The organism is Oceanobacillus limi (assembly GCF_900111445.1).
Lineage (GTDB): Bacteria > Bacillota > Bacilli > Bacillales > Amphibacillaceae > Ornithinibacillus > Ornithinibacillus limi.
On the sequence record NZ_FOHE01000001.1, the window covers coordinates 115,590 to 139,671 of the forward strand.

Genomic DNA, 24,082 nt, shown 5'->3' on the forward strand with positions numbered 1-24,082 from the left:
CTATAAACCTGTCCCCATGTTCCGCGAGAGGAGGAAGTTAATTTGGTGCTTCAACGAGTAAGTTTGATTACGATTGGTTGTTTTGATTTACCACTTCTTCGTAAGTTCTATAACGACTTAGGGTGGGAAGAAACTGACCATGGCTATGTCGATTATGCAGTTTTTAAAACAGCTGGCGTATTATTATCGCTCTATCCTGTTGAAAAATTAGCAACCGATTCCGGATTAGAAGTTCAACATTCAAAAAATGTTTTTAAGGGAGTTACGTTTGCGATTAATGTGGATAAACCCGAGCAAGTTGATTTGACCATTGAGCAGGTTAAAAACGTTGGTGGAACTATTTTAAGTGAACCAAGTGATGCATTTTGGGGAGGACGTACAGCTTCTTTTGCTGATCCCGAGAATAATTTGTGGGAAGTAGCTTATAATCCAGATTCGACATTTGATGAAAGAGGCGCCATGCTAACCATATAGTCCCTTTGAATGTACATAACTTGAAAATATATTCACCACTATTTTTAAAAAAGTGCCACAAAAGAAAGGAAGATTAGATGAAGAAAATCCTAAACAAATTATAAACTATAATTCGTACAATATCAGTGTGCCCACGAGCCCCTCCATTTGTACTTTTCAAGAATCAAATATATTAAGGAGGGAAAACAAATGAGGAACGAAAAAGAAATGCTGGACGTAATAGTAAACTTTGCCAAGAATGATGATCGTATTCGAGCAGTTTATATGAATGGCTCACGAACCAATCCAAATGTACAAAAAGATCTATTTCAGGATTATGATATTGTTTATGTTGTGAAAGAAACAGCTTCTTTTATCGAGGATAAGACCTGGATTGATAAATTTGGAGATTTGTTAATGATGCAAGAACCTGATAAAAATGATTTTGGTAGAGAATTAGAAATTGATTTTAATCGATCGTATGGGTTTTTAATGTTATTTAAAGATGGCAATCGCATAGACCTTCATCTCCAAATCGAAGAAGTCATGCTTGAAATGTATGGAAAAGATAAACTCACACTTCCCTTAATGGACAAGGATGATCTTTTGCCAGCAATACCGTGTCCTACCGATATTGATTACCATGTAAAAAAACCTTCCAAAGGGGAGTATGATAGTTACACAAACAATTTCTGGTGGTGTTTACAAAACGTTGCAAAAGGCATTTGGCGTGATGAACTTCCCTATGCCAAGCTTATGTTTGAATACACGACACGCGATTCATTGGATAAAATGGTAACTTGGTGGATTGGAATACAACACGATTTCCAAGTTTCTACGGGAAAGTTGGGAAAATATTTTAAGGATTATCTACCTGAGTCCTATTGGATGATGTACAAAGATACCTATTCTAATTCGGATTATACAAATATGTGGGAATCCATTTTTGTGACTTGTGAATTGTTTCGGATCCTATCTCAAGATGTTGCAGCGCATTTTCATTTCACCTATCCGATTGAGGATGATAAAAACATGACACAATTCCTTAAAGATGTTCGTCGTTTACCTTCAAATGCAAAGGAAATATATTAGATAATAGGATTTGCACCTTGCCAAAATAGCAGGGTGCATGTTCCATTCTTAAATGGGAGTTAGTTGATTCTCACATATAATTATGAGCAAAAAATTGTAAAACTGGAATCTTATAAAATTGTAGCAAAATGTATAGGGAGAGATTGTTTGTATTTACTTATTTCAATTATTTTAGGAGCTTTATTAGGTTACGTTTTACTGATAATGGGGCCACTTGTTGGCGGTATTATTGCATTTGGAATTGTAGTAGGCTGTCTTTTTAGAGGATTGTATTTACTAAATGAGATTCATAAAAAAATAGCAGCTATTTCACCGCACGAAGATAAAGTGCAAAGAGCATATAGGGAATATTTAGAAGAAAAAAAGTAACTGCTTCTAGCTGTTATAGGAAGTCGTAATTTATGTTCAGGTTAATAAATTGGTAACTGATTCCAATTAACTATCGTAAACTGAAGAAATGTCAGTGGAGTTAGCTGTCAGTTGTAAGTTACATAGAACAGATAGTCAATTTTCTTAGATAGAGAGATTTATATGACTAAATGGTTTCAAAGATATTAAGAAGCTGAGGGGCAGAAGAGGATAAGGAGGATATTGAGGTTGAATAAAGTTAAACTAGTACGACACCAGTTAAAATACGCCAAAGAAATGTCACATTTATCTTCAGCTCCTCAGGTAAAGAATTCTTTAGGGTTAAAGGAAGAACATACATCACTGGAAGGAACATTAGGATTTATTGAATTTATACTGGAACAAGAAAAATTAGGAAAACAATATTCACGGTGCATTTTAAATGAAAACGAGCAACTTATTGGGGTTATTACGCTTAAAGATATTGATAAAGAAAATAGAACCTGTCACATAGGTACCTGGATCGGTCATCCATATTGGGGGAAGGGGTACAATCAATTAGCAAAGGCAGAAATTCTATATATTGCATTTAATGAATTACGTTTAGACTATGTATTTGCCGGGGCGAAAGTGGATAATATTCGCTCTCAAAAAGCACAAGAAAAGTTACCCTATATTACATTAGGTGTAGAGAAAGATTTTCCAGAAGAACATAAGCAGTTAGAGTCTCAAGTAAATTCAACGTGTTTTTTAAATGTCGTTGAGAAAGAAAAGTTTTTAACTTGGTATAAGATCTCTGATATGTACTTGAACTCACACGAATAGATTCAAATTACTCTCAAGTCGAGACTGTCTAGCATTCGGGACAGAGGGACAGGTTTCCTGTCCCGGTATCAGGGACAACGAACCTGTCCCCCTGTCCCGCATGTCCCCCTGTCCCGCAAAAAGGTAGGAGAGGATGTTTTTATGAAAAGAGTTTTATTATTAAGTTTTATTAGTACGTTATTTGTAGTTGTAGGATGTACATCACATGAAACAGAATTAAACTTACCTGAAGATATCCCGGAGTTTGTACAGAAAAGTCATTTTGAAGAAATTGATTGGGAAAATACAGCTGAAAAATTTGGTGATAGAAATATTATAGGAAATGAGAATAAATCAGGTGTTATTGGCACTGAAATGCCTAGCGTTCGCCAAATACAAAAGTGGATGTGGCATCTTTGGGGAATTGAAGAACCTGGGACTATTGATTTGACGGTTGTTGGATATCATAGAGAAACGGAAACCGTACACAAAATTCTTACAAGTGGATGGACAAATTCCCTTTATGGTCCGAATAACGGAGCAGATGCACATATGCCATCAAGTGTTGAACTCACAGAAACAGGGGAATGGGCTATATTTCTTTATACAAACGATACTCTATTTGACACATTAATTTTTGACATAGATGAATAGGTTTTGTTCAACTAGGGGGAGGGCATTGAAGTAGCCATAAAATAAAATATATTAGCTAAGACTCAGTTCCTATTGAACTTTTTTTTTGCAAACAAAAATATCCGGAACGCAGTACTCCTTCATATACAACCCCGTTACTCTACATAATCATCTTTTATCATAACCAGTAATATGTTTTTGCAATATTATGTTATTATTGATTAACATAATGAATTATCTGAGTTAATTTCACATAGAAAAACAAAGGTAGGCAAACAAAAATGAGGAAATTAATTGTATGGGGAGCAGTACTGGTATGTGTGTTATCTGCTTGTGAACATAACATTTCTGATTCAAACATTATATCTACTGCTGAATTAACAGAGAGAGAAAACACGATACTTTCAACTACTTCCGAAAAATCATTTGTATTTGATTTCCAATTAGATAGTGAATACGAGGAGATATCTGTTTGGATTGAAAAATATGAATTCGGTAAATTGGTTGATGATGAATTAAGTTATATCTCAACGACGGCTGAGCAGGATGGTTCCATTATTTTTACTACCTCACAAAATAATAACGAAATGGGAAAAGCCTTTCATGTTGGAATTGGTAGCAATGGTGGCACAGATACAATAAATGGTATTGATCTAAATTCAAGTGGCTTAGGGGAAATGTCGAGTGTGTGGGGTAATTTTCAGGGAGAGAAGAACTTGGATAATGGAGAAGTAGTATTAGCAAATATTTGTTATTCAAGTGATGAAAATGGCATGCAGTCACTTACTACCAATTTTTATGATGATGTTGAGGGGAATATGGATGAGTTGGAAAAATACGATGTTTCATATCTACTGAAAGCAGAGTTTATGAAATAGGGGACAGAGGGACAGGTTTCCTGTCCCAGCATCAGGGACAACGAACCTGTCCCCCTGTCCCGTAGCAAGGCGGTTAGCGAACGATAGGGGGATTGTATGAAGAAAAAAGTTTGGCTTGTTGTATTATCCATCTTCCTACTAATTATTGTATGTACTGTGCTCGTTTCTAAACAAAAGCCAGGAGATCAAGACTTTGTTAGCTGGATGGAGAATATGTATGAGATAACCTGTCTTGATTATAACTGTAGTACTTTCGAATTCACACATGCGGAAGGAAAAGAACCAATAGTCATGCAAACGGTACATGGAACTTATTCGCCTGGTACGTTTGTCATGGAAGTAGATCGGCAGTATCGAAATCTTGAGGATTCTTCCTATTATTTAGACATAGAAGTAAACGGCTTCCTAAGCGACTTTACACTTGAAGAAGAAATCATAGATGGAATTCCAAAAAAATGATGCCTTATAATTAAGAAAGGTTGAATCGTATGGACATTCATGAAATAAAAGAAGAAATCCTTAACCAATTCCATGATTGCCCCAATAAAAATCGCGCTTATCTTCTTGGGATAGATGGATTAAGCGGAGCAGGAAAAACAACGTTGGTTAATCAGCTGGAATCTGAATTAAGCAATAGCTGCAATGTTGTTGTAATCCATATGGATGACCATATCGTAGAGAGAAAGGAACGATATCATACAGGGTACGAAGAATGGTATGAATATTATTTTTTACAGTGGAATATTGACTTGCTGACGGAAGAATTATTTAAAAAAGTAGAACAGAATGACACCAACTTAACCCTTCCTTTTTACGAAAAGTCTGTGGATCAAGTTGCCAATAAAACAATTTTTATTAATCCGAATAGCATTATTTTGATGGAAGGAATCTTTTTGCAAAGAAAAGAATGGAAATCCTACTTTGATTATACAATTTTTGTAGATTGTCCTAGAGAAAAAAGGTATGAAAGAGTTTTAAAACGAGATAAGTATATTGGAGATCGACAAGCAATACAAGATAAGTATATACGTAGATATTGGCCAGGAGAGCGTTATTATCTTGAAAATGAAGATCCAGTAAACACTGCTGATAAAGTATGTACATGTATTGAATAAAAGCGCAATCCATTTCTGTATACAGCAAAATATTATTCCAGAAGGGCTGTGAAAAAGTTGGGCGGTTATCAAGCAATGCTATTTGATTTAGACGATACGTTAGTCAATAGGGATCAGGCAGTGGATAACATGTTTTTAAAGGTTTTAGAGGCGTGTTATGGGGATGTGAAACAGCCAGTTAAAAATCATATGCTGAATCAATTCAAAGAATACGATAAAAAAAGCTTTGGCTATGACAATAAAATAAACGTGCTGGAATCATTGTTTGATGAATTTCCACCTACATATCGATTATCACGTAACGACATTCAAGATTTTTGGAATCAACATTTTGCCAATTGCTTTTCTATCAACCAACAGACCCTACATATTGTAAATATGATTAAGGAGCATGTAAAAGTTGCTATCATAACAAATGGTTCAACGAAAAGACAAAAAGCTAAGATACGGAACACGAATTTAGATAGTTGTTTTGATACGATCCTTATTTCCGAAGAAGTGGGAATGAAAAAACCTGACAAACGAATATTTGATTTAGCATTAGACATGCTTCATGTGCCAGCGGAATCTGCATTATTCGTTGGAGATGACATGGAAAAAGACATCGATGGCAGTCAACAAGCAAATATGAAGGGGATATGGTTTAACCCACAGCAGCTGACCAATGATACCGAAATAAAACCCTATGCAGAGATCGATTCTCTTGATCGATTATTGCGTTATATTACCTGAGAACTATTTTACAAGGTTAACATTAATTTTAGGAAGGATGTGTTTTAGTGATTTTTGAAACATTAACCGGACAGCTTTCGGTAGTTATTACGCTTGCATTAGGAGTATTGCTTATTGTTCTGTATCCGTTGATCCATAAGGAGAATCGTTACTTTGCTTGGATTAGCTTCGTGATGGGAATAGTCGTTATATTGCTATTATTATGGTTTACTTTTGGTAATGAAGTTATTAGAGATTTAATCTTACACCATGGACTTCAGTAAAGTTATTGATGGAAGATAACTAGACATAGAATTGTCACAACCTTCTGCTACAATTTGTGCGAATTATAGTAAAATTTACATAGAGAATATACATGATGACACGTGACCTCATTCATAACGCTTTGAGGAGAGATAGAATGGTACTTAGGCGAGAATATTTGCGACATGGTTGGCTTTTATTTCTATTTGCAGTAGTTGGTTCGAATGTCATGCTGTACCACACAGCATTTGGAGCTCAAATCATTCCAGCGGATGCCAGTCCATTGGTGATTGGGTCGTTTATTGATTTAGCAATAGTAGCTCCTATCCTTTACATAACATGGTCTCGAAAGTGGAATTGGAAATATATTGTGATAACAATGGCTGCCGGACTTATACTGGTGCGTTTTCTAATTCCAATGCAGTATCTTGAACCGTTTGCTCCAATTACTTGGGTTGGATTTGCAGTTGAAGGGGCAATTCTCTTCGTGGAATTGCTACTTATTGTTACATTCGTTAAATACCTTCCTAGTGTTATTCAAACGGTGAAGCATCGTCAACTCCCGGTAATACATTCGTTTCATCATGCTGTAGCCGAGAAAGTGAAGAACCATCCGGTCATACGAGTCGTTTGCTCGGAGATGTTGGTGTTTTATTTTGCCCTTGCCAGTTGGAAAAAACAGCCCGTATGGAATGACGCTTCGTTTACATTACACCGCAAATCTAGTTATATAGCTTTGATGGTGATGCTGATTCACGCGATCGTTCTCGAGACTATCGGACTTCACATCTTCATTCATGAGATTTCACCAGTTATTTCGATTATGTTGATGGTAATGAATATCTACACGGTACTTTTTTTCGTGGGTGATATCCAGGCTGTTCGCTTAAACCCTGCAGTTATTACAGATGAAAAGCTTTATATTTCATTGGGATTAATGAAGCGGATGGAAATCGATTGGCCGAATGTGGAATGCGTGATTGATGACCCGGATGCGTTAAAGAATAAACGAACAAAAGATACGGTATCGTTTATTGCAAAAGACTTGGAAGAAGTACACCCAACGATTATTTTGCAATTAAAGCAACCTACCGAAGTAGCATTCTATATGGGATTCAAATGGAAATGCAATCGTGTTGCTATTCGCGTGGATGAACCAGATAGGTTTAACAGATTGGTAGGGGAAATGGTAGCGAAAAATAAAAACTAGTAGCTTTGAATTCATCGCATGGTAATTACACAAATTATGATGCGATTTTTTTATAGATAAGGGGAGAGGCTTGTGGGATCTTGTGTTTTTTGTGAAATAATCAATAAAAGGGAAGACGCCTTTATCATTTTCGAAACCGAATATGTCTGCTGCTTTTTCGATAAATATCCAATTAACAAGGGACATGTATTAGTAGTTCCTAAGAAACATGCTCCAGAATTCACCGATGTTGACCCAAAGAGCTTGAGCCAAGTTATTCTAGTTGCACAAAAAGTAGCAAAAGCACTTGAAACTCTATTAAAAACCGATGGGATCACGATGATGCAAAATAACGGTATTTTCAAGGACGTTGATCATTACCATATGCATGTTATTCCTCGGTTTGTGAATGATGGGTTTTCTTGGGTTGAACCTGAGGTGAAGGTTTCCAGAGAGGAATTTACATTATTAAGAGATCGATTAAAAAAAGCTATGCATCTATAAACGAGCATTACTTTTTTTGAAATATTCGAAGATGGTGAACTGGGAAGGAAGGAATTTGACTAAGCAAATAGAAGACTTTTGTGCCCGGCAGAACTGTGGATCAGTCTATGAATTTAAAATTGTTGAAAGGAAGAGGGAAATTGAAATTAAACATTCTTAACAGTGTACGAACGAATAATTTTAATGATGAGCAATTGATACAAAAAATTACAGGATTGTGGGAAGAAGCTTCGAAACATCTTACTGACTCTGAGACTACTACTTTCGGTGTATACCATGAATACGAGAGTGACTATAAAGGGGACTATACATTAAGTATTGCCATAGAGGAAAACAATGGAGAAGGCTTACTAGAAATATCGGACAAGGCAAAATATGAAATCTTCAACGTAGATACAACGAAAGAACACGGTGTTGTTCGCACCTGGAAAAAAATATGGGAGCGTGAAGATGCTGGTACATTGAACAGAGCATACACCTATGATTTTGAAAAATATCTTCCTGGTGGTCAAGTGGAGATTCACATAGCAGTAGCTGAATAATAAAATCGTCTGGTACTTCTTAGTTCTACTTAAGGTTTACAGTTTAACTCGCTGATGTAAGCCCCTAGTCTTATAAAAGTTTATACCTGGGACTCATGGAACCATTACGGAAACGTGATACATTTTTAGTAGATTAATTCATTTCAAGGGTCATTTAGGCGTGGATCAACCTATCAAAGGAGAATGCAGAATGAAGTTCCAAACAAGTGATGGAATAGAATTGTTTTACGAAAAGAGTGGGCAAGGAGTTCCTTGTGTTTATCTTCATGGTGGGCCTGGGTATTGGAGCAAGTCGTTTCAGTTCTATGCACAGGAGCTCTTAGAAGATAATTTCGAAATGGTATATTTGGATCAACGTGGGTGTGGGCGTTCCAATCATAGTGAAACACGGAGTTATTCATTAACTAGATTACTAGATGATTTGGAAGAGTTAAGGATATCCTTAGGTATAAATGAATGGTGTGTCATGGGGCATTCATTTGGTGGGATTCTTGCGGTCAACTATGCCAACCGGTTCCCAGAAAGGACCAAAGGGATCATTTTATCCAATGCGACCCTACATATGTATGATTCTTTTTCCCATCAAATCCATAAAGGGATGGATGTTTTGAACATGGAGAGGGAGACGCTGCAAAGGGATAATTTAACATCTTTTATGGAAACATTCTATTCGATTCTCGGTCAATTAATGGAAAAGCAAGCATATTTTACGTTTCAGTATATGGATAGGAATCATAAAGCGGCTGTAGATGAACTGGATGAAGGCTTGGATTCAGACCCAGCCTTCCAGGAATACGTGTTTTCATCAGAAGAATACTTTCAAGATTTTACTTCGTTAACGAAAACCATAACCAAACCCGTATTGGTGATTGCTGGTGAATTTGATGATGCGGTTGGACCGAATCATCATAAAGCATTTGAATTTCCGAATAGGCAAGTATGTTTATTGAAGGGTAGTCATCATCCTTATATTGAAAATCGGCAAGCATTTAAGAAAGCGGTATTGAACTTTATCTCACATATAACTGGCAGTAATTCCCCATCTAATTGGTAGATTTACTCTATTGTAGGGGAATAGGATTTACATGTCTTTTGTTCCATTCATAAAGAAAGTGATCATTTCAGTGGTCACTTTCTTTTTGTCTAAAAGGAATTAAACTTTTGAAATATTATGTTAGTATAGGTGTGTGATGGAAAGATAGTTAAGCACATGTCGTTAGGTTGAGCGTGTAAAGCTTAGAGGTAGGATACTATTTTAATTAGAGTTAGTTTTAAAGGAGGTAGTAGAATATGAAGGCCATCATACAAAAGGAGTATGGTAGTGCGGATGTACTTTCATACACTGAAATTGATCTACCAAAAATAGGCGAAAATGAAGTTTTAATAAAGGCAAAATTTACAAGTGTAAACTATGCCGACATAAAAAAACGATTAGGTAATAAAGGACAAGATAAGTTTCCGTTTCTTTTAGGATTAGATATCGCTGGTGTTGTGGAAGAAGCCGCAGACGGATCGATGTTTTCAAAAGGAGACAGGGTAATAGCTTTTCCGAAAAACGGCTCCTATGCGGAATATGTCGTGGCAGATCAACGGTTGGTTTTTAAAATACCAGATACACTCTCTTTTAAAAAAGCTGCAACACTGCCAACAGTCGCGATTTTATCGTATATGCTTTTACATGAAATAGGTCAGGTTAAAGAGACGGATACGATTGTCATTCATAGTGCTGCTGGAGGAGTAGGCTCTACCCTTGTACAATTAGCCAAGTTAGCTGGAGTGAAAACAATAATAGGAACGGTTGGGCAAGTAGAGAAAGTAAATTATGTGAAACATTTGGGTGCACAATACGTATTTACATATGAGGAATTTGCAGAGGAAGTTTTAAAGCTAACGGATCATAAGGGAGCAACGGTTATATTTGATTCCGTCGCGGGAGATGTTTCAAGAAGGAGCTTAGAGTGTTTAGGGTTATATGGTACACTTGTCCAATTTGGAAATAGCAGTGGAAAAGCAGGTGCTTTAAAAACAAGTGATTTTCATAGTAGTTGTAGGAATTTGAAAGGATTTAGTTTAGGTACGACAAGAAAGCATGCTCCTGAACGACTAGCACCTGTTGCAGAAGAAGTAATCGATTTATTTGCAAAAGATAGAATAAGTCTTAAAGTAGCAAAGGTGTTCCCGTTAAGCAAAGTTGCAGAAGCTCATAGACTGATAGAAAGCCGTAATTATGAGGGAAAAGTAATAATTAAAATATAATTATTCCTATCAGGTGCAGAACTTTCGAGATTGGAGGAGATACATATGTTATTTACAGGAGGATTTATGATTGGAGATATGATCGTTCAACTCGTATTTTTGATCATCGTACTCGCAATAGTAGGCGGGGTTATTTCTTTTGTTGTTATGCAGGTTAAAAATAATAAACGTGTAAATAGAATGGAGAAGGAGCTAGATGAAAGTTCGGGGAAAGAGGAATGAAATAGATTGTAAATGGTTCGTTCTATAAAAGGAGATCGTCTATGGATATAGCTCTTTATTCTGCACTTAAGCGATTAAAACTTGAAAATATTATGCCCAAAAAAGTATGTGAAATAGATGAAGGTGCTTGGCATACGGTATACAAACTTGAGGGATTAAAAGAAGGAGATCTCGTGCTTCGATTAAAGAAGAAGAGATCGTATGGTGAAATACTATCATTTGATCGAAATGAGTTATTTTCGGAATATGAGTCAACTAGGGCTTATTACCGACATGCTAATGAAAGTTACTTAGATGCATGTCCCACTTTTTATAAATACTTTATCGATGAGGATGTCGTTTTCACGGTCGAAACGTTTATGGGAACCGGGCGAGACTTATCGATCTTAAATAAAACTGAAGCATTTTTTTATGGGGAAAAGTTAGGATATATCTTTCGTAAAATACATAGTAAAGATACTGTGATTGATGGTTTTGGTGACTTATATTTTAATGGAGAGCATCTGCATGGAAGTGATCAACAGACTATCGAAGCGCTTTGGAAAGAAGATAATAACAACTATTTGAAGGTCTTAAATGAATTAAATAACTCATTCTTGGATTTTAATAAGGACAAAGTAACGAAGAAAATAGAATGTATTATTAGACTAAGAGAAACAGAGATCCAAAGGGTGTCATTCGTAAATCAAGATATTACACCAGAAAATATTATTTTTAATCGTAACCAAGTATTCATTATTGATCCATTTCCAAGAATAGATTTTGATTTGAAATATGCTGGCTTTTTTGTTTTTTGTTACAAATTTCTTTTGCCATCTTTCTCAAATGCTCCAAGATATTCTAAGAATTCCTATGATAAAAATAGAAATATTCTTCATTACATAGCTGATGGATATATAAAAGGGTACTTCCATGAATACAGTAGTGATGCGTATAATGCTGAAGTTGAGAAATTGATGAATGAGTATACGTTGTGGATGCTCCAAGAAGCGTATGAGCATTATTTAGTATTAAATACACAAAAAATATCTAGTAAAACCATCCAACAAATGGGAAGCAGAAGAATCATAGAAGAAAGGTTGGTCGAAATCTTAAGTGAGTTAGAAGTATTGTGTACGTAAGATAGTTTTCCATTGATAACATACTAATTCATATTAACAAGTCAATAAGTTTCGGAAACGATTGTCAAAGAACTGTTAGTGGTCACTGGGAATTTTAAAAAGGAGTGTAAGTTTGTTAAAAGAACGTGTTATTGAATTTCTGCTTAATGAAACGAAATACAAAGTGGAGAAGTTTGTGCTGTTCATCTTCTTTTGGCTACTCGTTTTATATTTAGTCATTGGGTTTCATATTTCTCTAATCGCAGTATTTATCACTGTATTATCATTCGGATTGTTTATTTCCTTCCTAAAGATACTGTGGTATAACCGAAAAAAGGGTATCAAGACACGTGGTATCATTGGGTTGGCATTCTTTTAATGGGGATTGTTCTAGGCGTTTGTTTTTATGTTGGTTGATATTCCTTTCATCATAGCTCCTATGACTTTTACTATAGTTATGGTATATTCCTTATCATAACTTATTAAACGTCTTTAATAAGTTCTTAGGGTGGTGAATGAGGTGGATGAAAAGTTGGCAAATCCAAAATCGATGAAAAAGATGATCCTTCGCAGTATTCGTACAACGCTATTAGAAGGTGGAAGTTCAACAAAAGCGGAATTAAGCGATAAATTAGGGATTAGCTTCCCAACTGTTAGTAAGTTCCTAGCGGATATGGAGAAAGATGGAGAAATTATTTCGCTTGGTTTGGATGAATCAAGTGGTGGGAGAAGAGCGAAAAGGTATACATACAATCCGGAGTATATGCTAGGTCTAGCCATTTTCTTAGAGAAATCGGAAACGAATTATACGATATTTAATTGCTTTGGAGAAATAAAAAAGCAAGGAAAAGTTTCTAGTGTTTTAAAAGAGGATGGATTACATCTGTTAACGACGCACATTGAAGAAATCATAACTGCCAATCCGAAGATCCGTTCCATGGCAATAGGTGTTCCTGGTGCGGTTGATCGTGGCCGAATTTTTCATATCCCTGGGTACGAGCAGTTTAAGGATTTAGATTTAAAAGGATACTATGAAAATTATTTTTCGATACCAGTTGCCGTTGAGAATGATATGAATGCTGCGGTTCTCGGTTATTACCATACTAGGAAACGGAAAGATCAATCCCTTGTATATTTATACTCTGGGCAAAATGGTCCTGGAGCAGGGATTATGATTAATGGGACTGTTGTGCGTGGTAGTATGTTTTTCTCTGGGGAAGTACAATTTGTACCACAATATAACGAGCGGAATTTTCAAGAAGCATTAATGAACGGTAGTGGTACGAGAAACGAAACGATCAGTGAGAAATATGAGATCGATGCAATTGGTAGGTTAGTAGCGTCATTTGTCGCTATTATTAATCCTCATACGTTCATCTTTTGCCAAGATGAAGTTAATGAAGCCACCATGGATAAGATTAAGGAGAATAGCTCAACGTATATTCCAGCGGAGCACCTTCCAGCGTTTCAAGTAGGGGATTGGAAGCAGGATTATTTATTTGGTTTGCAAAACTTATGTCTTGAAGTCATGGTTGATAAAATAAGTAACCTTTCATAAAGTAAAACTTCATTCAGGGGGGATTACTGCCCGTTTTAAGCGGGATAAACTGTATTGGGCATTCATCATTCGAGGTTGAATGCTACATTTTTTGCAACTTATTAAACTTCGTTAATAAGTTTTCGTTTTGATTACTTTTTAAACCTGTTTAATAAGTAGGTAGAAATATAGATGCACGTAGAGACAGGATAAGATGATAAACGCAAAATAAATAGAAAGTAGGTCATGAAAATGAAAACGGAAAAAGAAAAAATGTTAGCAGGAGAAATGTATGATCCTACTGACCCTATATTGGTAAAGGAACGAGAAGAAATTAAACAAAAAATAAGAAAATATAATCTAACATTAGATTCAGATGAAGAACGAGTAGCATTGTTAAAAGAAATACTCGGTTCAACAGGAAACGATGTGTATATGGAACCAAATATTCGCTTTGACTATGGGTATAACACCTATGTTGGAGAAACCTTCTTTGCCAACTACGACTGCACAATTTTAGATGTGTGTGAAGTTCGATTTGGCGATAATTGCATGCTTGGACCAAGTGTGCAAATTTATACGGCAACCCATCCACTTCACCCAACGGAGCGTAACTCAGGTCGAGAATTTGCCAAGCCAATTACATTTGGAAACAATGTATGGATTGGAGGGGGGGCGATCATAAATCCTGGTGTAACGGTGGGGGATAATGTCGTTATCGCTTCAGGTGCAGTCGTTACGAAAGATGTAGCAGATAACGTTGTCGTTGGTGGCAATCCAGCTAAAGTATTGAAGGAAATAGCCATTTAAAATATCTTCAACAATTACAGGTTTGGGTCCCTTTTTCATTGCGCCTTTTTTGGGAAAATTATGTTAATATGGAATGGAAGCTATCGTAGTCGTCACTGAAAAGAGGGGAAAATTCCATGGAAGCAAATGTGTCAAACAGCTACACTCCACCAAAACATATTGTTTCAGCTGCAACCATTGTACGTAATGAAAAGAATGAGATCTTATTAATCAAGGGCCCAAGGAGAGGTTGGGAAATGCCAGGTGGACAAGTGGAAGAAGGCGAGTCCTTGAAAGATGCTGCCATTAGGGAAACGAAAGAAGAATCAGGGATTGATGTGGAAATTCTAACGTTCTGTGGCATTTTTCAAAATGTGAATAGATCCATTTGTAATACACTGTTTTTAGCGAAGCCAATTGGAGGAGAATTAACTACTACACCAGAGAGTTTAGAGGTTGGATTTTACCCTATCGAGAAAGCGTTAGAAATGGTAACCGTTGGGAATTTTAGAGAACGAATTGAGTATTGTTTAGATGAGCGTACACACCCGTTTTATGTAGATTTTTAACATTCATTTTTGCAGCTTTTCTTTAATGGAAGGGCTGTTTTTTTGTATGGTGAGTTTCGCCCCGAAGATTTGAAACTTCATGCTAAGAAAAACGTATTACTTAGTAAGGAAAATGTAAATAAAAGGGGGAACTAAATTGTTACCAACTTTTTTATCGATCGTATTAATTATAGCGCTGATCTTTTCAATATCCGTTATCATTCAAAAAAGGAAAAAGGCTGGTATCACTGGGATAAAAAGTGCGTTAACGTCCATTTGTTTATGTCTAATGGCTGTAATGAATCTTCTTGCATATTGGTTTGATTTTATGGGTTTACTGAGCTGGTCAATAACAGTCGTATTGCTAATCTTAGGTACTTATTTCACAAAATATATGCCGAGTTTCGAAAGATGAGCTAGTAGGAATGAAGTAGGGGCGTTGCATTGAAAAACGGGACGGTTCCTAATCCGTTATTGTCGTTCATAGTGATTAAATGGTAGTGCACCTACACAGATCGAAATGCTTGCTTAGGGGGATTGTCGTTTGAATAAAATATTTTTGCACATGGAAGGGTTTGCTGTTTTAGCTCTATGTCTTTTCTTGTACAGTCAGAATCAGTTTAGTTGGGTATTATTTATTGTTTTGTTATTTATTCCAGATATTTCTATGCTTGGTTATGTACTAAGTAATAAGGTCGGAGCGATACTTTACAACATATTTCATACATATAGCTTGTCCATTGTTGTTGTAATTGGTGGGATCCTTTTCTCAAATTCTACTATTTTAGCAATTGGTTTGATCTGGACTGCACATATTGGGATGGATCGAATGATTGGATATGGTTTGAAATATCCTACAACATTTCAAGACACGCATTTGAATCGAGTTTAATTCGTTATTTATTATACAAAGGAGAGTTTCAGCTTGAAATTGTTAGGTGCTTTTATTACGTGGGTATTCATTTTGTTTCTACAAATTATGTAGTTACTCGTGAATTCATCAGACGGAGGGAGTAGTGAGGAGATCTATGTCATTATCGTTGTTACATTAGTCGTTGGTGCTACGGGTTTACATCTACTTCAAAAGAGTGGAAGTTAAATAGAAAAGAGGAACTTTCAATGGCATTACGCCACTTTATCGAATGAAGATCAGGAGTGAAGAAATATCTCAAAGAATATTCTTATAAAAAATATGACATTTCATTATCCATCCATGCTCGAGCCTATTTTTGAGAATGTAAACGTAAATATCAATGAAAATTGGAAGTTAGGTCTTGTTGGGAGAAATGGTAGAGGGAAAACAGCGTTTTTACGGATCCTCCTAGATCAACTTGAGTATGAAGGGTCTATTCAGTCAACTCTAGATTTTAAATACTTCCCAACATATCCAGATCGTGCAGAAGATGTAACAGCTTTAGAAGTGCTATTGGAACATAATCCAACCATCGAAATATGGGAAATAGAACGTGAACTAAGCTATATGGATCTGCCGAATGATATTTTACATAAAAAATTCCAGGTACTAAGCGGTGGAGAACAAACAAAGCTGCTGTTTATCGAATTGTTTTTGAACGAAAATTCGTTTTCTTTAATTGATGAACCAACGAATAACCTCGATTCGCACGGTAGGCAAATTGTTGGGCAATACTTAAATAGAAAAAGTGGATTTATTGTGACGAGTCATGATGAATATTTTCTAAATCAGTTTGTTGATCATATTCTCGCAATAAATAAATCATCGATTGATGTAATTACCGGAAATGTTGATACCTGGAAATATGAAAAAGCAAATGCAGATAGACTTGCAAAAGAAAAGAATTCCAAACTAAAAACAGAAATTAAACGACTTCATGATGTTTCGAGACAAGTTGGGGTATGGGGAACAAAGAAAGAAAATAGTACGAAGGATGCTGCGGAACGGCGTATAGCAGCAAAACAAATGAAACGATCAAAAGCAATTAAAAAGAGAACCGAAGAGATGATCGAAGAAAAGCAGGGTCTGATTCATAATGTGGAAGAGATATCTGAACTTAACATGAAAGTTTCTCAGCCTAGAAAACAAGTTTTATCCTTTCGTGATTTTTCCATCTTAAGGGAAGGTACACCTCTTTTTCAGCCTATCAATATGGACGTACACCCTAATGATCGGTTCTTTATAGCAGGAAAGAATGGCGTAGGTAAATCTAGTTTACTAGATTTTATCCTTGGAAAAGAGCAGCTGGAAACAACTGGGGAATATCACATAAACCTCCCTCACTCTGATCAACTATCCATTTTTAGTCAAAAGAATCAGGAGGACTTAGATCATTCTTCTTTTTTAAAGCAGCTTTCTGCTGAGGGTAAAGAAGAATATTGGCATCTTCTACATCAGTTAGGTATTAAACGAGGCAAATTCTCGGATGATTCTAGTAAAAATTGGAGCTCTGGTGAACAGAAAAAAGCATTTCTAGCACATGCATTATTAGGTGATAATGAGTTATTTATTTGGGATGAAGTGACCAACTACTTAGATATTTTTATTATCGATCAGTTGATCGATGCAATTAATAGCGGTCAACCGACTATGATTGGTGTGGATCATAATGAATACTATGTTAATGCCATTGCTACGAAGAAGATTGAATTAAAACCTTTTCTATAAGTCAATCGAGGAAAAATAGTTTGAAGGAGTAAATCTTTTCCTGAGTAAGGAGTGTTGTAGATGAATGAAGGTTTTCGCTATCATCAATTATCTTCTTGGAATAAGTTGGAAAAACATCCTAATGCATCTCAAGGAAATGACAAACGGGATAGCAACCTCTTTGAGGGCGGATTTAAAATACGTTTGGATTACCAATGTATACCGGAACAGCATATTACTGATGTGATCTCTCGAAGGTATACGGCAAAAGAAATTAGGGCGTTTGAAGATTTTAGTTTGAAGGAGCTAGGAACGTATCTTAAATGGTCTGTTGGAAGAAGGTTCAATGAGAATACAAAGCGGTTTTATCCTTCTGCTGGAGCGAATTATCCGAATCATATATTCCTGTTTATAAAACATCATGCTAGCATAGATAACGGTTTATACTGGTATGATTCAGAGGATCATTCTATCGTAAACTTATCTGGTAATGTAAATTATGAGGATGCCCTTTTACAGGAAGGAATCGCTGCAAATCTATGTGCTGTCATCGCCTCGGATTTCTCTTTATCATATGAAAACTATGGTGAAAGAGGGTATCGCTTTTGTTTGTTAGAGGCAGGACATATGGCGCAAAATATGATGCTTATTTCAAATGCGATAGGATGGAAGTCTGCTCCAATAGGTGGTTTTAAAGACGAAGTGATCAACCAATTGTTTGGAAATGAATTCAAGGCTCTCTATTTAATTCCTATTGGAAAATAGTAGTTTTATAGTGGTATTTCTTCTTCCTTTATGGCAGCTACTGTATGCATGGAAGCTACATCAAGATAAAATACATCAATCGTATTATTCAATGGAATAGTCTTTTATAGATGGCACGAACATTATAATAAAAATAGGGGAGAACGGTATGAAACGTGAGCTAGACAAAGCAATTAAATTGCGCAGTAATGGAGATTATAAAGGGTCTAATAATATCCTTCAACGCTTGGCTGAGGAGTTTCCTGAATCTGCTTCGGTTAATTATCAATGTGCTTGGAGCTTTGATTTAATGGGAGAAGAAGCGAAAGCGGTAGCTTATTATGAGAAGGCAATCTCGTTAGGGCTACCATCAAAGGAAATGGAAGGTGCTTTAATAGGCTTAGGTAGTACGTACAGGACTTTAGGAGAATATGAAAAATCGAAAAGCACTTTGCTAAAAGGTATGGAACAGTTCCCTAACAATAACGCCATAAAAACATTCTACGCGATGACCTTATACAATTTGAACGAGCATCAGGAAGCAATGGAATTGATATTAACTTGTCTAACCAATACGACAAAAGACACGAATATTCTATCTTATAAAAGGGCTATCGATTTTTATTCGGATAAGTTGGATGAAGTATGGGAGTAAAGGGCTAGATAGCATGATGGATGGTTCGAGCATTTTTTGTACTAAAGGAAGGAGAACTGTCAACATAAAGACGATAGTTCTCCTTACGTATTTAAATCATTACCTTGGTTTAATACTCGTCAACGGTTACACCAATAACAGAAGCTCGAATTATATCTAAGTCCTGAAATCGTTTCAATTCACTTGGTTTTCCACTGACAACAGCACCGCTGATTAAATAATCTTTAGCTCTGGAATTAGTATATGGAGAACGCTCCGATACGAGAAAACCATAGGCTTGTTCCCCAGATAAAATCCTATTATCATAATTTGATGTCTTCAGCTCAGTGATTCTTTCTTCACTCGTCTGATCTGCCCATAACCAATCGACATTCTGATACCCTAATGTGTCACCTAACTCGTCAATATGGAGCGGTTCCTTGAACGATAGGGCAACCTCGATTAATGTATTTTCATCTAAACCCACTGCATTGTCTAACTCTTGAGATAGAAAACTGTAATCTAATTCTGGATAATAAAAATCTATTCGCCTTTCATTGTTTAAGTGGTTATATTTAATAGCTCTTTCTTTCCGTGGGTTTACTAAATACTCTTCAGTCCTAACAAATTTACTACCGAGTGTTTTTACTTTCCCGATAGCAGGATATCTCTTTCTGACGATGTCCCAAACAACTTTTTTATCTCCAACCTTTTTATAGTAAGTCGATTTACTATCAACATAAAATAAGTTGGGCGTTGTATATGCTGTATCAATACTGACAATCCCTGCACCTTTTACTGGTTCTTCACTCACTATAGGATGATTTTCGATTGCTTTCCTTTCAGCTTTTTCTATTTTTTTATCCATAAGATATTGTCCACCGATGGATAGTAATACTATTAAGAGGGTAATGGATACTATTGAAACAACGATATAGAGACTAAATTGTTTTAATCTACTTCTTCTAACAGTCTTTTGAAATTTGGCACTACTAACAAAATCCTTCTCTTCTTGATCTCCTGTTTTATTATTCTCGTCCATCATGTTCCTCCTTGTATAACTTAACCAATTTTTTTCTCGCACGAAATAAGTTCGTTTTAATCGTACTTTTACGAATCCCTAGTAACTCAGATATTTCAATATATGATAAATTCGATTGATATTTTAGCAAAAGAAGCTCGGCATATTGAGGTTTCATTTTTGACAGTAATTGATTGAGTTCCTCTGTTCGTTCTTTTGCTAAAAGGATAAATTCAGGGAGTTCAGATTTATCTTCTTCATTTCTGTTTTCTTCAAAATTTAATATGTATTTTTTGTTTTTTCGACACTGGTCATAGTAATTGTTTAGACTAACCCGAATTAACCAGCTGCGAACCTTCGATGCTTGAATTGAGTCGAAAAATTTAAGGTATTTATACGCGGCTTCTTGGACTGCATCTTCGGCATCGATGTGTGGAATTCCTTTACGAACTAAATATTTGTAGACAATATTTAGTTCCGTATTTAATTCTTCAAACAGCACTCTATTATCCATTTTCCCTCCCCCATAACTATAAGACGTTTGAACTGGGAAAAAGTTTACATTTTCAAGATAAATACATTAATAGAATTAATTTTAGCATAGTCATTCTGTTCTTTTTGAATATGTCTAAAACTCATCAAAATATTTATAACATTATGGTAATATGAAGTTGAAAGATAAAAAAGCGAGCAGCATATTATTGGAGGTTGGTGTTTCATGGAATTTAAGGATTTCAATGCAACTCAAATTCGAATAGCTAGACCTACCGATAAATTTGAAGAGGTCATTGATTTTTATGAGAATGGCTTAGGGTTGGCAAGGATTGGAGAATTTAAGGGGCATCGAGGATATGAAGGAGTCATAATTGGATTGCCAGATGTGAATTATCATTTAGAATTTACACGTCATATTGATGGGAGTCCGTGTCCTGCTCCAACCAAGGATAATTTATTGGTCTTTTATATACCGGATAAAGCGGAGATCGATATCGTTTCTCAACGGTTAAGCAAAATGGGATACGAAGAGGTAGAACCAGAGAATAAATACTGGGAAGAAGAAGGAATTACAATAGAAGATCCGGATGGCTGGCGAATCGTTTTGATGAATCGGGTGTTTGAATAAATGAGCTATATCTTTTGACTGTGAAAGGATATATCCAAAAGGGGGATAAAATGAAAAAATTGCTAGGAGTCGTATTATGTCTTATTGGGGTCGCTACTTTTGGCTGTTCGAATGATGAACTGGCTGATGAAAAACCTCCAGAGGCTGTTATTGACGTGGAGGAGAATTCGTATGAAACCTTTCTTGGATCTTATTGTTGGGGATCGAATGGTCAGACTACGTGTGTAGATGTTGCTGGGCCGAAAGATGTTTTAAGAGAAGAGGATCCGATCGAGGTTAGCCCTTCAGACCAAGTTATGTTTACGATTGATGGTGAAGAAAAGCCAAATAAGATTCATGTCGTACAGATAGGCATGGAGGAGGAAGTTGAGGTAACTGTTGAAGACAATACGTTTACTGCACCAACAGAAGAGGGGATTTATTATTATTCCTATGATGTTTGGTGGATGGATGATAAAGTAGAAAACGTATCGAATGGAAGCGCATCTTATCATTTTGCTTTACTGGTGGAGTAGGACTTTTATGGGGGAATTAATTTGGACAAAAAAACAGGAATCGAAGTTATTGTTCTAGTAGTAGTATTAGCTGCACTCGTTCTTTATGGGGTAAACGATTCGAAATCGCAAGAGAAGAAAAAGCGTAATTTGAGAGAAGATACCTATGCATACATACTAGAGAATGGGTATGACCAAGCGGAAATAAAAGAGGTATATGTAACAGATTTCTCCGAACAAATTGAAAATGAAGAAATTGATCAACACCTGGCAATAGTTGTATTGGAAGATGAAACAAAGGAATACCCTATTTATACCTATCGAAAGAATTCAAACGAATTAATCGAATTTGATATAGAAAATAATGAGATAATCGAATTGTCGGAATAATATAAGTTCCAATCAGCGTAGTAAAGGAGTTCAAATTAATGGGAGACATCCGTGTTGTTCCAGTCATAGCAACTATAGTAGCATGGCTGGCTATCATTTTAGTAATCTATTGGAGATATAAAAAAGTAAAAGAAGAAACAAAACGATGGAAGGTACTGCTCATTGTTCTAATAGGAATGTTTTCCCTCTCTTTTAATTGGGATTTCCATGGAACAGTGTTAAGGTTGCCGGTTGTTCCGTTAGGTGTTTTCATATTGATGATTATTTTCAAGGTTAAAAGAGCGCCATGGCAATTCTATCGCTCATTTGCATGGTTAGGATTCTTTTCCCTATTTTGCTTTATCATTACGACATTATTAACAATACCTATCAATCAGGCCTTGTACCCAGAAGATGAGCTGTCCACCTATGTCGCAGATGTTGAACATGCATCAATTATTCAAACACATCCATCAGCAGAGGAGCGTTCATTAAATCGAGACGCTTTAAAAAGCTTGGAGATGGAGAGGGATACGATTTACAGTGAAATTTGGTACCAACAAGCGGATAGCGACATGGAGTCGAGAGAAGTGGACGAACGGTTCCCGTATCTATTAACTGGTGTACAACCAAAGTGGGGCAGTGGTGCTGAAGCCCTTATTTATGTGGAGGAGGACGGAAAGGGATTACTCCTTACGACCCTAGAGAATCAATATTATTTCCGTTCAGAAGACGCATTGATTGAGGAGGGAGCCAATGACTAAAAAACGCGTTACATTCCTTGCAATTATAGCCATTTTAATCGTTACATTCTATCTCGTTTATTTGTTTTATTTTTCAAAACCGACTAATTTTCCAACAGATGAGCAATTGGTTGAAAAGATAAATGAAGTTTATCCGCAAGCGCGTGTCGAAACAATTTTAGACAGTTTTACACTAGATCAAGAACATGTATATGTTCCGTTTAAATCACATGATAATGAATACGGAACAAGCTATTGGGTGTGGGAAAAACACAAGTGGAAGCCAATGTATATCGATTCAGTCGGTGAACCACGTTTTTGGAAAATAGATCCAAAAGATCCTTCTCGTTCGTACATTATATGGAACGTACATCCAGATGACCAGGTTACTGGTGCCAATTTTTATTTGATTCGGGATCGCAACTATCATATCTCCTATGACGTAAATGAATATATCCCTCGTGTACAAATGGAGGAATATGTGGATTTTGAAGAGAAATCCTATGGAGTTTTAGAACTTCCAGATGATTGGCGTTCCTTCTTATCCCAATCAACTAATGTATCAGCTGCTCAGAATTCGGAAATGCCGTTCTTAAGTATTTCAGATGTTCATACCTCAATTGGATGGATGCCATTGGATGATAACCAAGAAATGACATTTCCTGAGAACTCTGTAAACGGACATGGTTTTATAAATGGAGAAATAGTCTTGGATTTTGTACTGACTATGGAAGAATTTGATTTAGAAAAATAAAGTTATCAATGTGGCAAGGTTTCGGGAAAACCAGGAAGTTCGCCCTCCTTTCTACCAATTTCTATCTAGTCCAAGGGGAAATTAAATTGTGGGAGTTGAATAAAAATGGTTCACGCGAAGACAGTTTTATTAGACCAGTTGTTAGCGAACGCTAATGATCGAAGTTGGTATGCTTCCTTTGAGGAATCGGTTAATGGAATTTCGAATAAAGATGCCTTCTGGAAGCCGGATGAAAACAGTCATAGTATCGCTGAAATTGTACAACATCTTATTTATTGGAATAAAGTGTGGCAAATTAGGTATGAAACGTTCGATTTTCATGCAATCCAGTCAATAGATGAAAATGCAGATACTTTTCTGATCGCCGAAAACACGAACTTCACGGAGCTTAAAGAGAAATTAATAGAGGTCCTATTACGCTGGCAAGACTTGATTACAGAGAAAAAGCTGGAATCAACGGTCAATGGCTTTCCAGTAGATGCGGAGTGGTGGGCATTAATTGGAAATGCTACTACACATAATGCTTACCATATTGGGCAAATAAACTATATCCGCAAGATGAAAAAGGATTCGGTGTAAAAATTGCATTCAATTT

Annotated in this window: 34 protein-coding genes; 32 read left to right on the top strand and 2 right to left on the bottom strand. The window is 36.1% G+C overall.

The features are described from left to right. Positions 1–45 precede the first annotated feature (45 nt). From BMX40_RS00705 to BMX40_RS00825, 26 genes are all read left to right on the top strand, one after another. Complete coding sequence (locus tag BMX40_RS00705) at positions 46–474, top strand: VOC family protein (protein WP_244513318.1); 429 nt, start codon at positions 46–48, stop codon at positions 472–474. Positions 475–663: 189 nt separating this feature from the next. Next, positions 664–1,545, top strand: coding sequence for an aminoglycoside 6-adenylyltransferase (locus BMX40_RS00710; protein ID WP_090865781.1), 882 nt, complete (start codon positions 664–666; stop codon positions 1,543–1,545). A 147-nt stretch (positions 1,546–1,692) separates the two neighbouring features. Continuing rightward, positions 1,693–1,914 (top strand): hypothetical protein, encoded by a 222-nt coding sequence (locus tag BMX40_RS00715; RefSeq protein ID WP_090865783.1) that lies wholly within the window; start codon positions 1,693–1,695, stop codon positions 1,912–1,914. Between the two features lie 228 nt (positions 1,915–2,142). Then, entirely contained in the window at positions 2,143–2,718 is a 576-nt protein-coding gene (locus tag BMX40_RS00720) for a GNAT family N-acetyltransferase (protein WP_090865785.1), read from the top strand. 141 nt (positions 2,719–2,859) lie between these two features. After that, positions 2,860–3,351, top strand: coding sequence for a hypothetical protein (locus BMX40_RS00725; protein WP_090865787.1), 492 nt, complete (start codon positions 2,860–2,862; stop codon positions 3,349–3,351). Positions 3,352–3,611: 260 nt separating this feature from the next. Further along, positions 3,612–4,208, top strand: coding sequence for a hypothetical protein (locus BMX40_RS20510; RefSeq protein WP_211753606.1), 597 nt, complete (start codon positions 3,612–3,614; stop codon positions 4,206–4,208). Between the two features lie 96 nt (positions 4,209–4,304). After that, complete coding sequence (locus tag BMX40_RS00735; RefSeq protein WP_090865793.1) at positions 4,305–4,667, top strand: hypothetical protein; 363 nt, start codon at positions 4,305–4,307, stop codon at positions 4,665–4,667. Positions 4,668–4,696: 29 nt separating this feature from the next. After that, positions 4,697–5,323, top strand: a complete 627-nt coding sequence (locus BMX40_RS00740; protein WP_090865795.1) for a kinase — start codon at positions 4,697–4,699, stop codon at positions 5,321–5,323. A 75-nt stretch (positions 5,324–5,398) separates the two neighbouring features. Then, entirely contained in the window at positions 5,399–6,055 is a 657-nt protein-coding gene (locus tag BMX40_RS00745; RefSeq protein ID WP_090866425.1) for an HAD family hydrolase, read from the top strand. A gap of 47 nt (positions 6,056–6,102) precedes the next feature. Further along, positions 6,103–6,318, top strand: coding sequence for a hypothetical protein (locus BMX40_RS00750; protein WP_090865797.1), 216 nt, complete (start codon positions 6,103–6,105; stop codon positions 6,316–6,318). A 137-nt stretch (positions 6,319–6,455) separates the two neighbouring features. Then, complete coding sequence (locus BMX40_RS00755; RefSeq protein ID WP_090865802.1) at positions 6,456–7,508, top strand: beta-carotene 15,15'-monooxygenase; 1,053 nt, start codon at positions 6,456–6,458, stop codon at positions 7,506–7,508. A 72-nt stretch (positions 7,509–7,580) separates the two neighbouring features. Continuing rightward, on the top strand, positions 7,581–7,991 hold the full coding sequence (locus BMX40_RS00760; protein WP_090865804.1) for an HIT family protein: 411 nt from the start codon (positions 7,581–7,583) through the stop codon (positions 7,989–7,991). 140 nt (positions 7,992–8,131) lie between these two features. After that, entirely contained in the window at positions 8,132–8,533 is a 402-nt protein-coding gene (locus tag BMX40_RS00765) for a GyrI-like domain-containing protein (protein ID WP_090865806.1), read from the top strand. Positions 8,534–8,723: 190 nt separating this feature from the next. Beyond that, positions 8,724–9,587 carry an alpha/beta fold hydrolase gene (locus BMX40_RS00770; RefSeq protein WP_090865808.1) on the top strand — a complete coding sequence of 288 codons (864 nt, stop codon included), beginning with the start codon at positions 8,724–8,726 and terminating at the stop codon, positions 9,585–9,587. Between the two features lie 236 nt (positions 9,588–9,823). Beyond that, entirely contained in the window at positions 9,824–10,789 is a 966-nt protein-coding gene (locus BMX40_RS00775) for a quinone oxidoreductase family protein (protein ID WP_090865810.1), read from the top strand. 45 nt (positions 10,790–10,834) lie between these two features. Continuing rightward, complete coding sequence (locus BMX40_RS20005; protein ID WP_170840616.1) at positions 10,835–11,011, top strand: DUF4083 family protein; 177 nt, start codon at positions 10,835–10,837, stop codon at positions 11,009–11,011. 41 nt (positions 11,012–11,052) lie between these two features. Then, positions 11,053–12,132 (top strand): hypothetical protein, encoded by a 1,080-nt coding sequence (locus BMX40_RS00780; RefSeq protein ID WP_090865812.1) that lies wholly within the window; start codon positions 11,053–11,055, stop codon positions 12,130–12,132. A 112-nt stretch (positions 12,133–12,244) separates the two neighbouring features. Further along, complete coding sequence (locus tag BMX40_RS00785; protein WP_090865814.1) at positions 12,245–12,490, top strand: hypothetical protein; 246 nt, start codon at positions 12,245–12,247, stop codon at positions 12,488–12,490. A gap of 141 nt (positions 12,491–12,631) precedes the next feature. Next, positions 12,632–13,669 (top strand): ROK family transcriptional regulator, encoded by a 1,038-nt coding sequence (locus tag BMX40_RS00790; protein WP_425287835.1) that lies wholly within the window; start codon positions 12,632–12,634, stop codon positions 13,667–13,669. Between the two features lie 231 nt (positions 13,670–13,900). Further along, positions 13,901–14,458 (top strand): sugar O-acetyltransferase, encoded by a 558-nt coding sequence (locus BMX40_RS00795; protein ID WP_090865816.1) that lies wholly within the window; start codon positions 13,901–13,903, stop codon positions 14,456–14,458. 116 nt (positions 14,459–14,574) lie between these two features. Beyond that, the gene (locus tag BMX40_RS00800; RefSeq protein ID WP_090865818.1) at positions 14,575–15,006 is read left to right on the top strand and encodes an NUDIX hydrolase; all 432 of its coding nucleotides are present in this window, start codon (positions 14,575–14,577) and stop codon (positions 15,004–15,006) included. Positions 15,007–15,142: 136 nt separating this feature from the next. Further along, on the top strand, positions 15,143–15,400 hold the full coding sequence (locus BMX40_RS00805; protein ID WP_090865820.1) for a hypothetical protein: 258 nt from the start codon (positions 15,143–15,145) through the stop codon (positions 15,398–15,400). A gap of 129 nt (positions 15,401–15,529) precedes the next feature. Beyond that, on the top strand, positions 15,530–15,877 hold the full coding sequence (locus BMX40_RS00810; protein WP_090865822.1) for a DUF4260 domain-containing protein: 348 nt from the start codon (positions 15,530–15,532) through the stop codon (positions 15,875–15,877). Between the two features lie 300 nt (positions 15,878–16,177). Continuing rightward, complete coding sequence (locus BMX40_RS00815) at positions 16,178–17,626, top strand: ATP-binding cassette domain-containing protein (RefSeq protein WP_244513297.1); 1,449 nt, start codon at positions 16,178–16,180, stop codon at positions 17,624–17,626. Positions 17,627–17,686: 60 nt separating this feature from the next. Then, positions 17,687–18,370, top strand: a complete 684-nt coding sequence (locus BMX40_RS00820; protein WP_090865832.1) for a SagB/ThcOx family dehydrogenase — start codon at positions 17,687–17,689, stop codon at positions 18,368–18,370. A gap of 148 nt (positions 18,371–18,518) precedes the next feature. Beyond that, complete coding sequence (locus BMX40_RS00825) at positions 18,519–19,004, top strand: tetratricopeptide repeat protein (protein WP_090865834.1); 486 nt, start codon at positions 18,519–18,521, stop codon at positions 19,002–19,004. Positions 19,005–19,113: 109 nt separating this feature from the next. On the opposite strand, the gene BMX40_RS00830 is transcribed toward BMX40_RS00825, so the two are convergent. After that, the gene (locus tag BMX40_RS00830; RefSeq protein ID WP_090865836.1) at positions 19,114–20,025 is read right to left on the bottom strand and encodes an anti sigma factor C-terminal domain-containing protein; all 912 of its coding nucleotides are present in this window, start codon (positions 20,023–20,025) and stop codon (positions 19,114–19,116) included. Continuing rightward, positions 20,012–20,518: an RNA polymerase sigma factor gene (locus BMX40_RS00835; RefSeq protein WP_090865838.1), complete on the bottom strand. Its 507-nt coding sequence runs from the start codon at positions 20,516–20,518 to the stop codon at positions 20,012–20,014. The genes BMX40_RS00830 and BMX40_RS00835 overlap by 14 nt, the downstream gene beginning before the upstream one ends. A gap of 204 nt (positions 20,519–20,722) precedes the next feature. On the opposite strand from BMX40_RS00835, the gene BMX40_RS00840 reads away from it, so the two are divergent. From BMX40_RS00840 to BMX40_RS00865, 6 genes are all read left to right on the top strand, one after another. Next, complete coding sequence (locus BMX40_RS00840) at positions 20,723–21,127, top strand: VOC family protein (RefSeq protein WP_090865840.1); 405 nt, start codon at positions 20,723–20,725, stop codon at positions 21,125–21,127. Positions 21,128–21,177: 50 nt separating this feature from the next. Further along, positions 21,178–21,642 carry a hypothetical protein gene (locus BMX40_RS00845; RefSeq protein WP_090865842.1) on the top strand — a complete coding sequence of 155 codons (465 nt, stop codon included), beginning with the start codon at positions 21,178–21,180 and terminating at the stop codon, positions 21,640–21,642. A 21-nt stretch (positions 21,643–21,663) separates the two neighbouring features. Continuing rightward, the gene (locus BMX40_RS00850; protein ID WP_090865849.1) at positions 21,664–22,011 is read left to right on the top strand and encodes a hypothetical protein; all 348 of its coding nucleotides are present in this window, start codon (positions 21,664–21,666) and stop codon (positions 22,009–22,011) included. Between the two features lie 38 nt (positions 22,012–22,049). Beyond that, positions 22,050–22,754 (top strand): transporter permease, encoded by a 705-nt coding sequence (locus BMX40_RS00855; protein ID WP_090865850.1) that lies wholly within the window; start codon positions 22,050–22,052, stop codon positions 22,752–22,754. Beyond that, on the top strand, positions 22,747–23,487 hold the full coding sequence (locus BMX40_RS00860) for a hypothetical protein (protein ID WP_090865852.1): 741 nt from the start codon (positions 22,747–22,749) through the stop codon (positions 23,485–23,487). The genes BMX40_RS00855 and BMX40_RS00860 overlap by 8 nt, the downstream gene beginning before the upstream one ends. A 105-nt stretch (positions 23,488–23,592) precedes the next feature. Then, positions 23,593–24,066: a DinB family protein gene (locus tag BMX40_RS00865; protein WP_090865854.1), complete on the top strand. Its 474-nt coding sequence runs from the start codon at positions 23,593–23,595 to the stop codon at positions 24,064–24,066. Positions 24,067–24,082 lie beyond the last annotated feature (16 nt).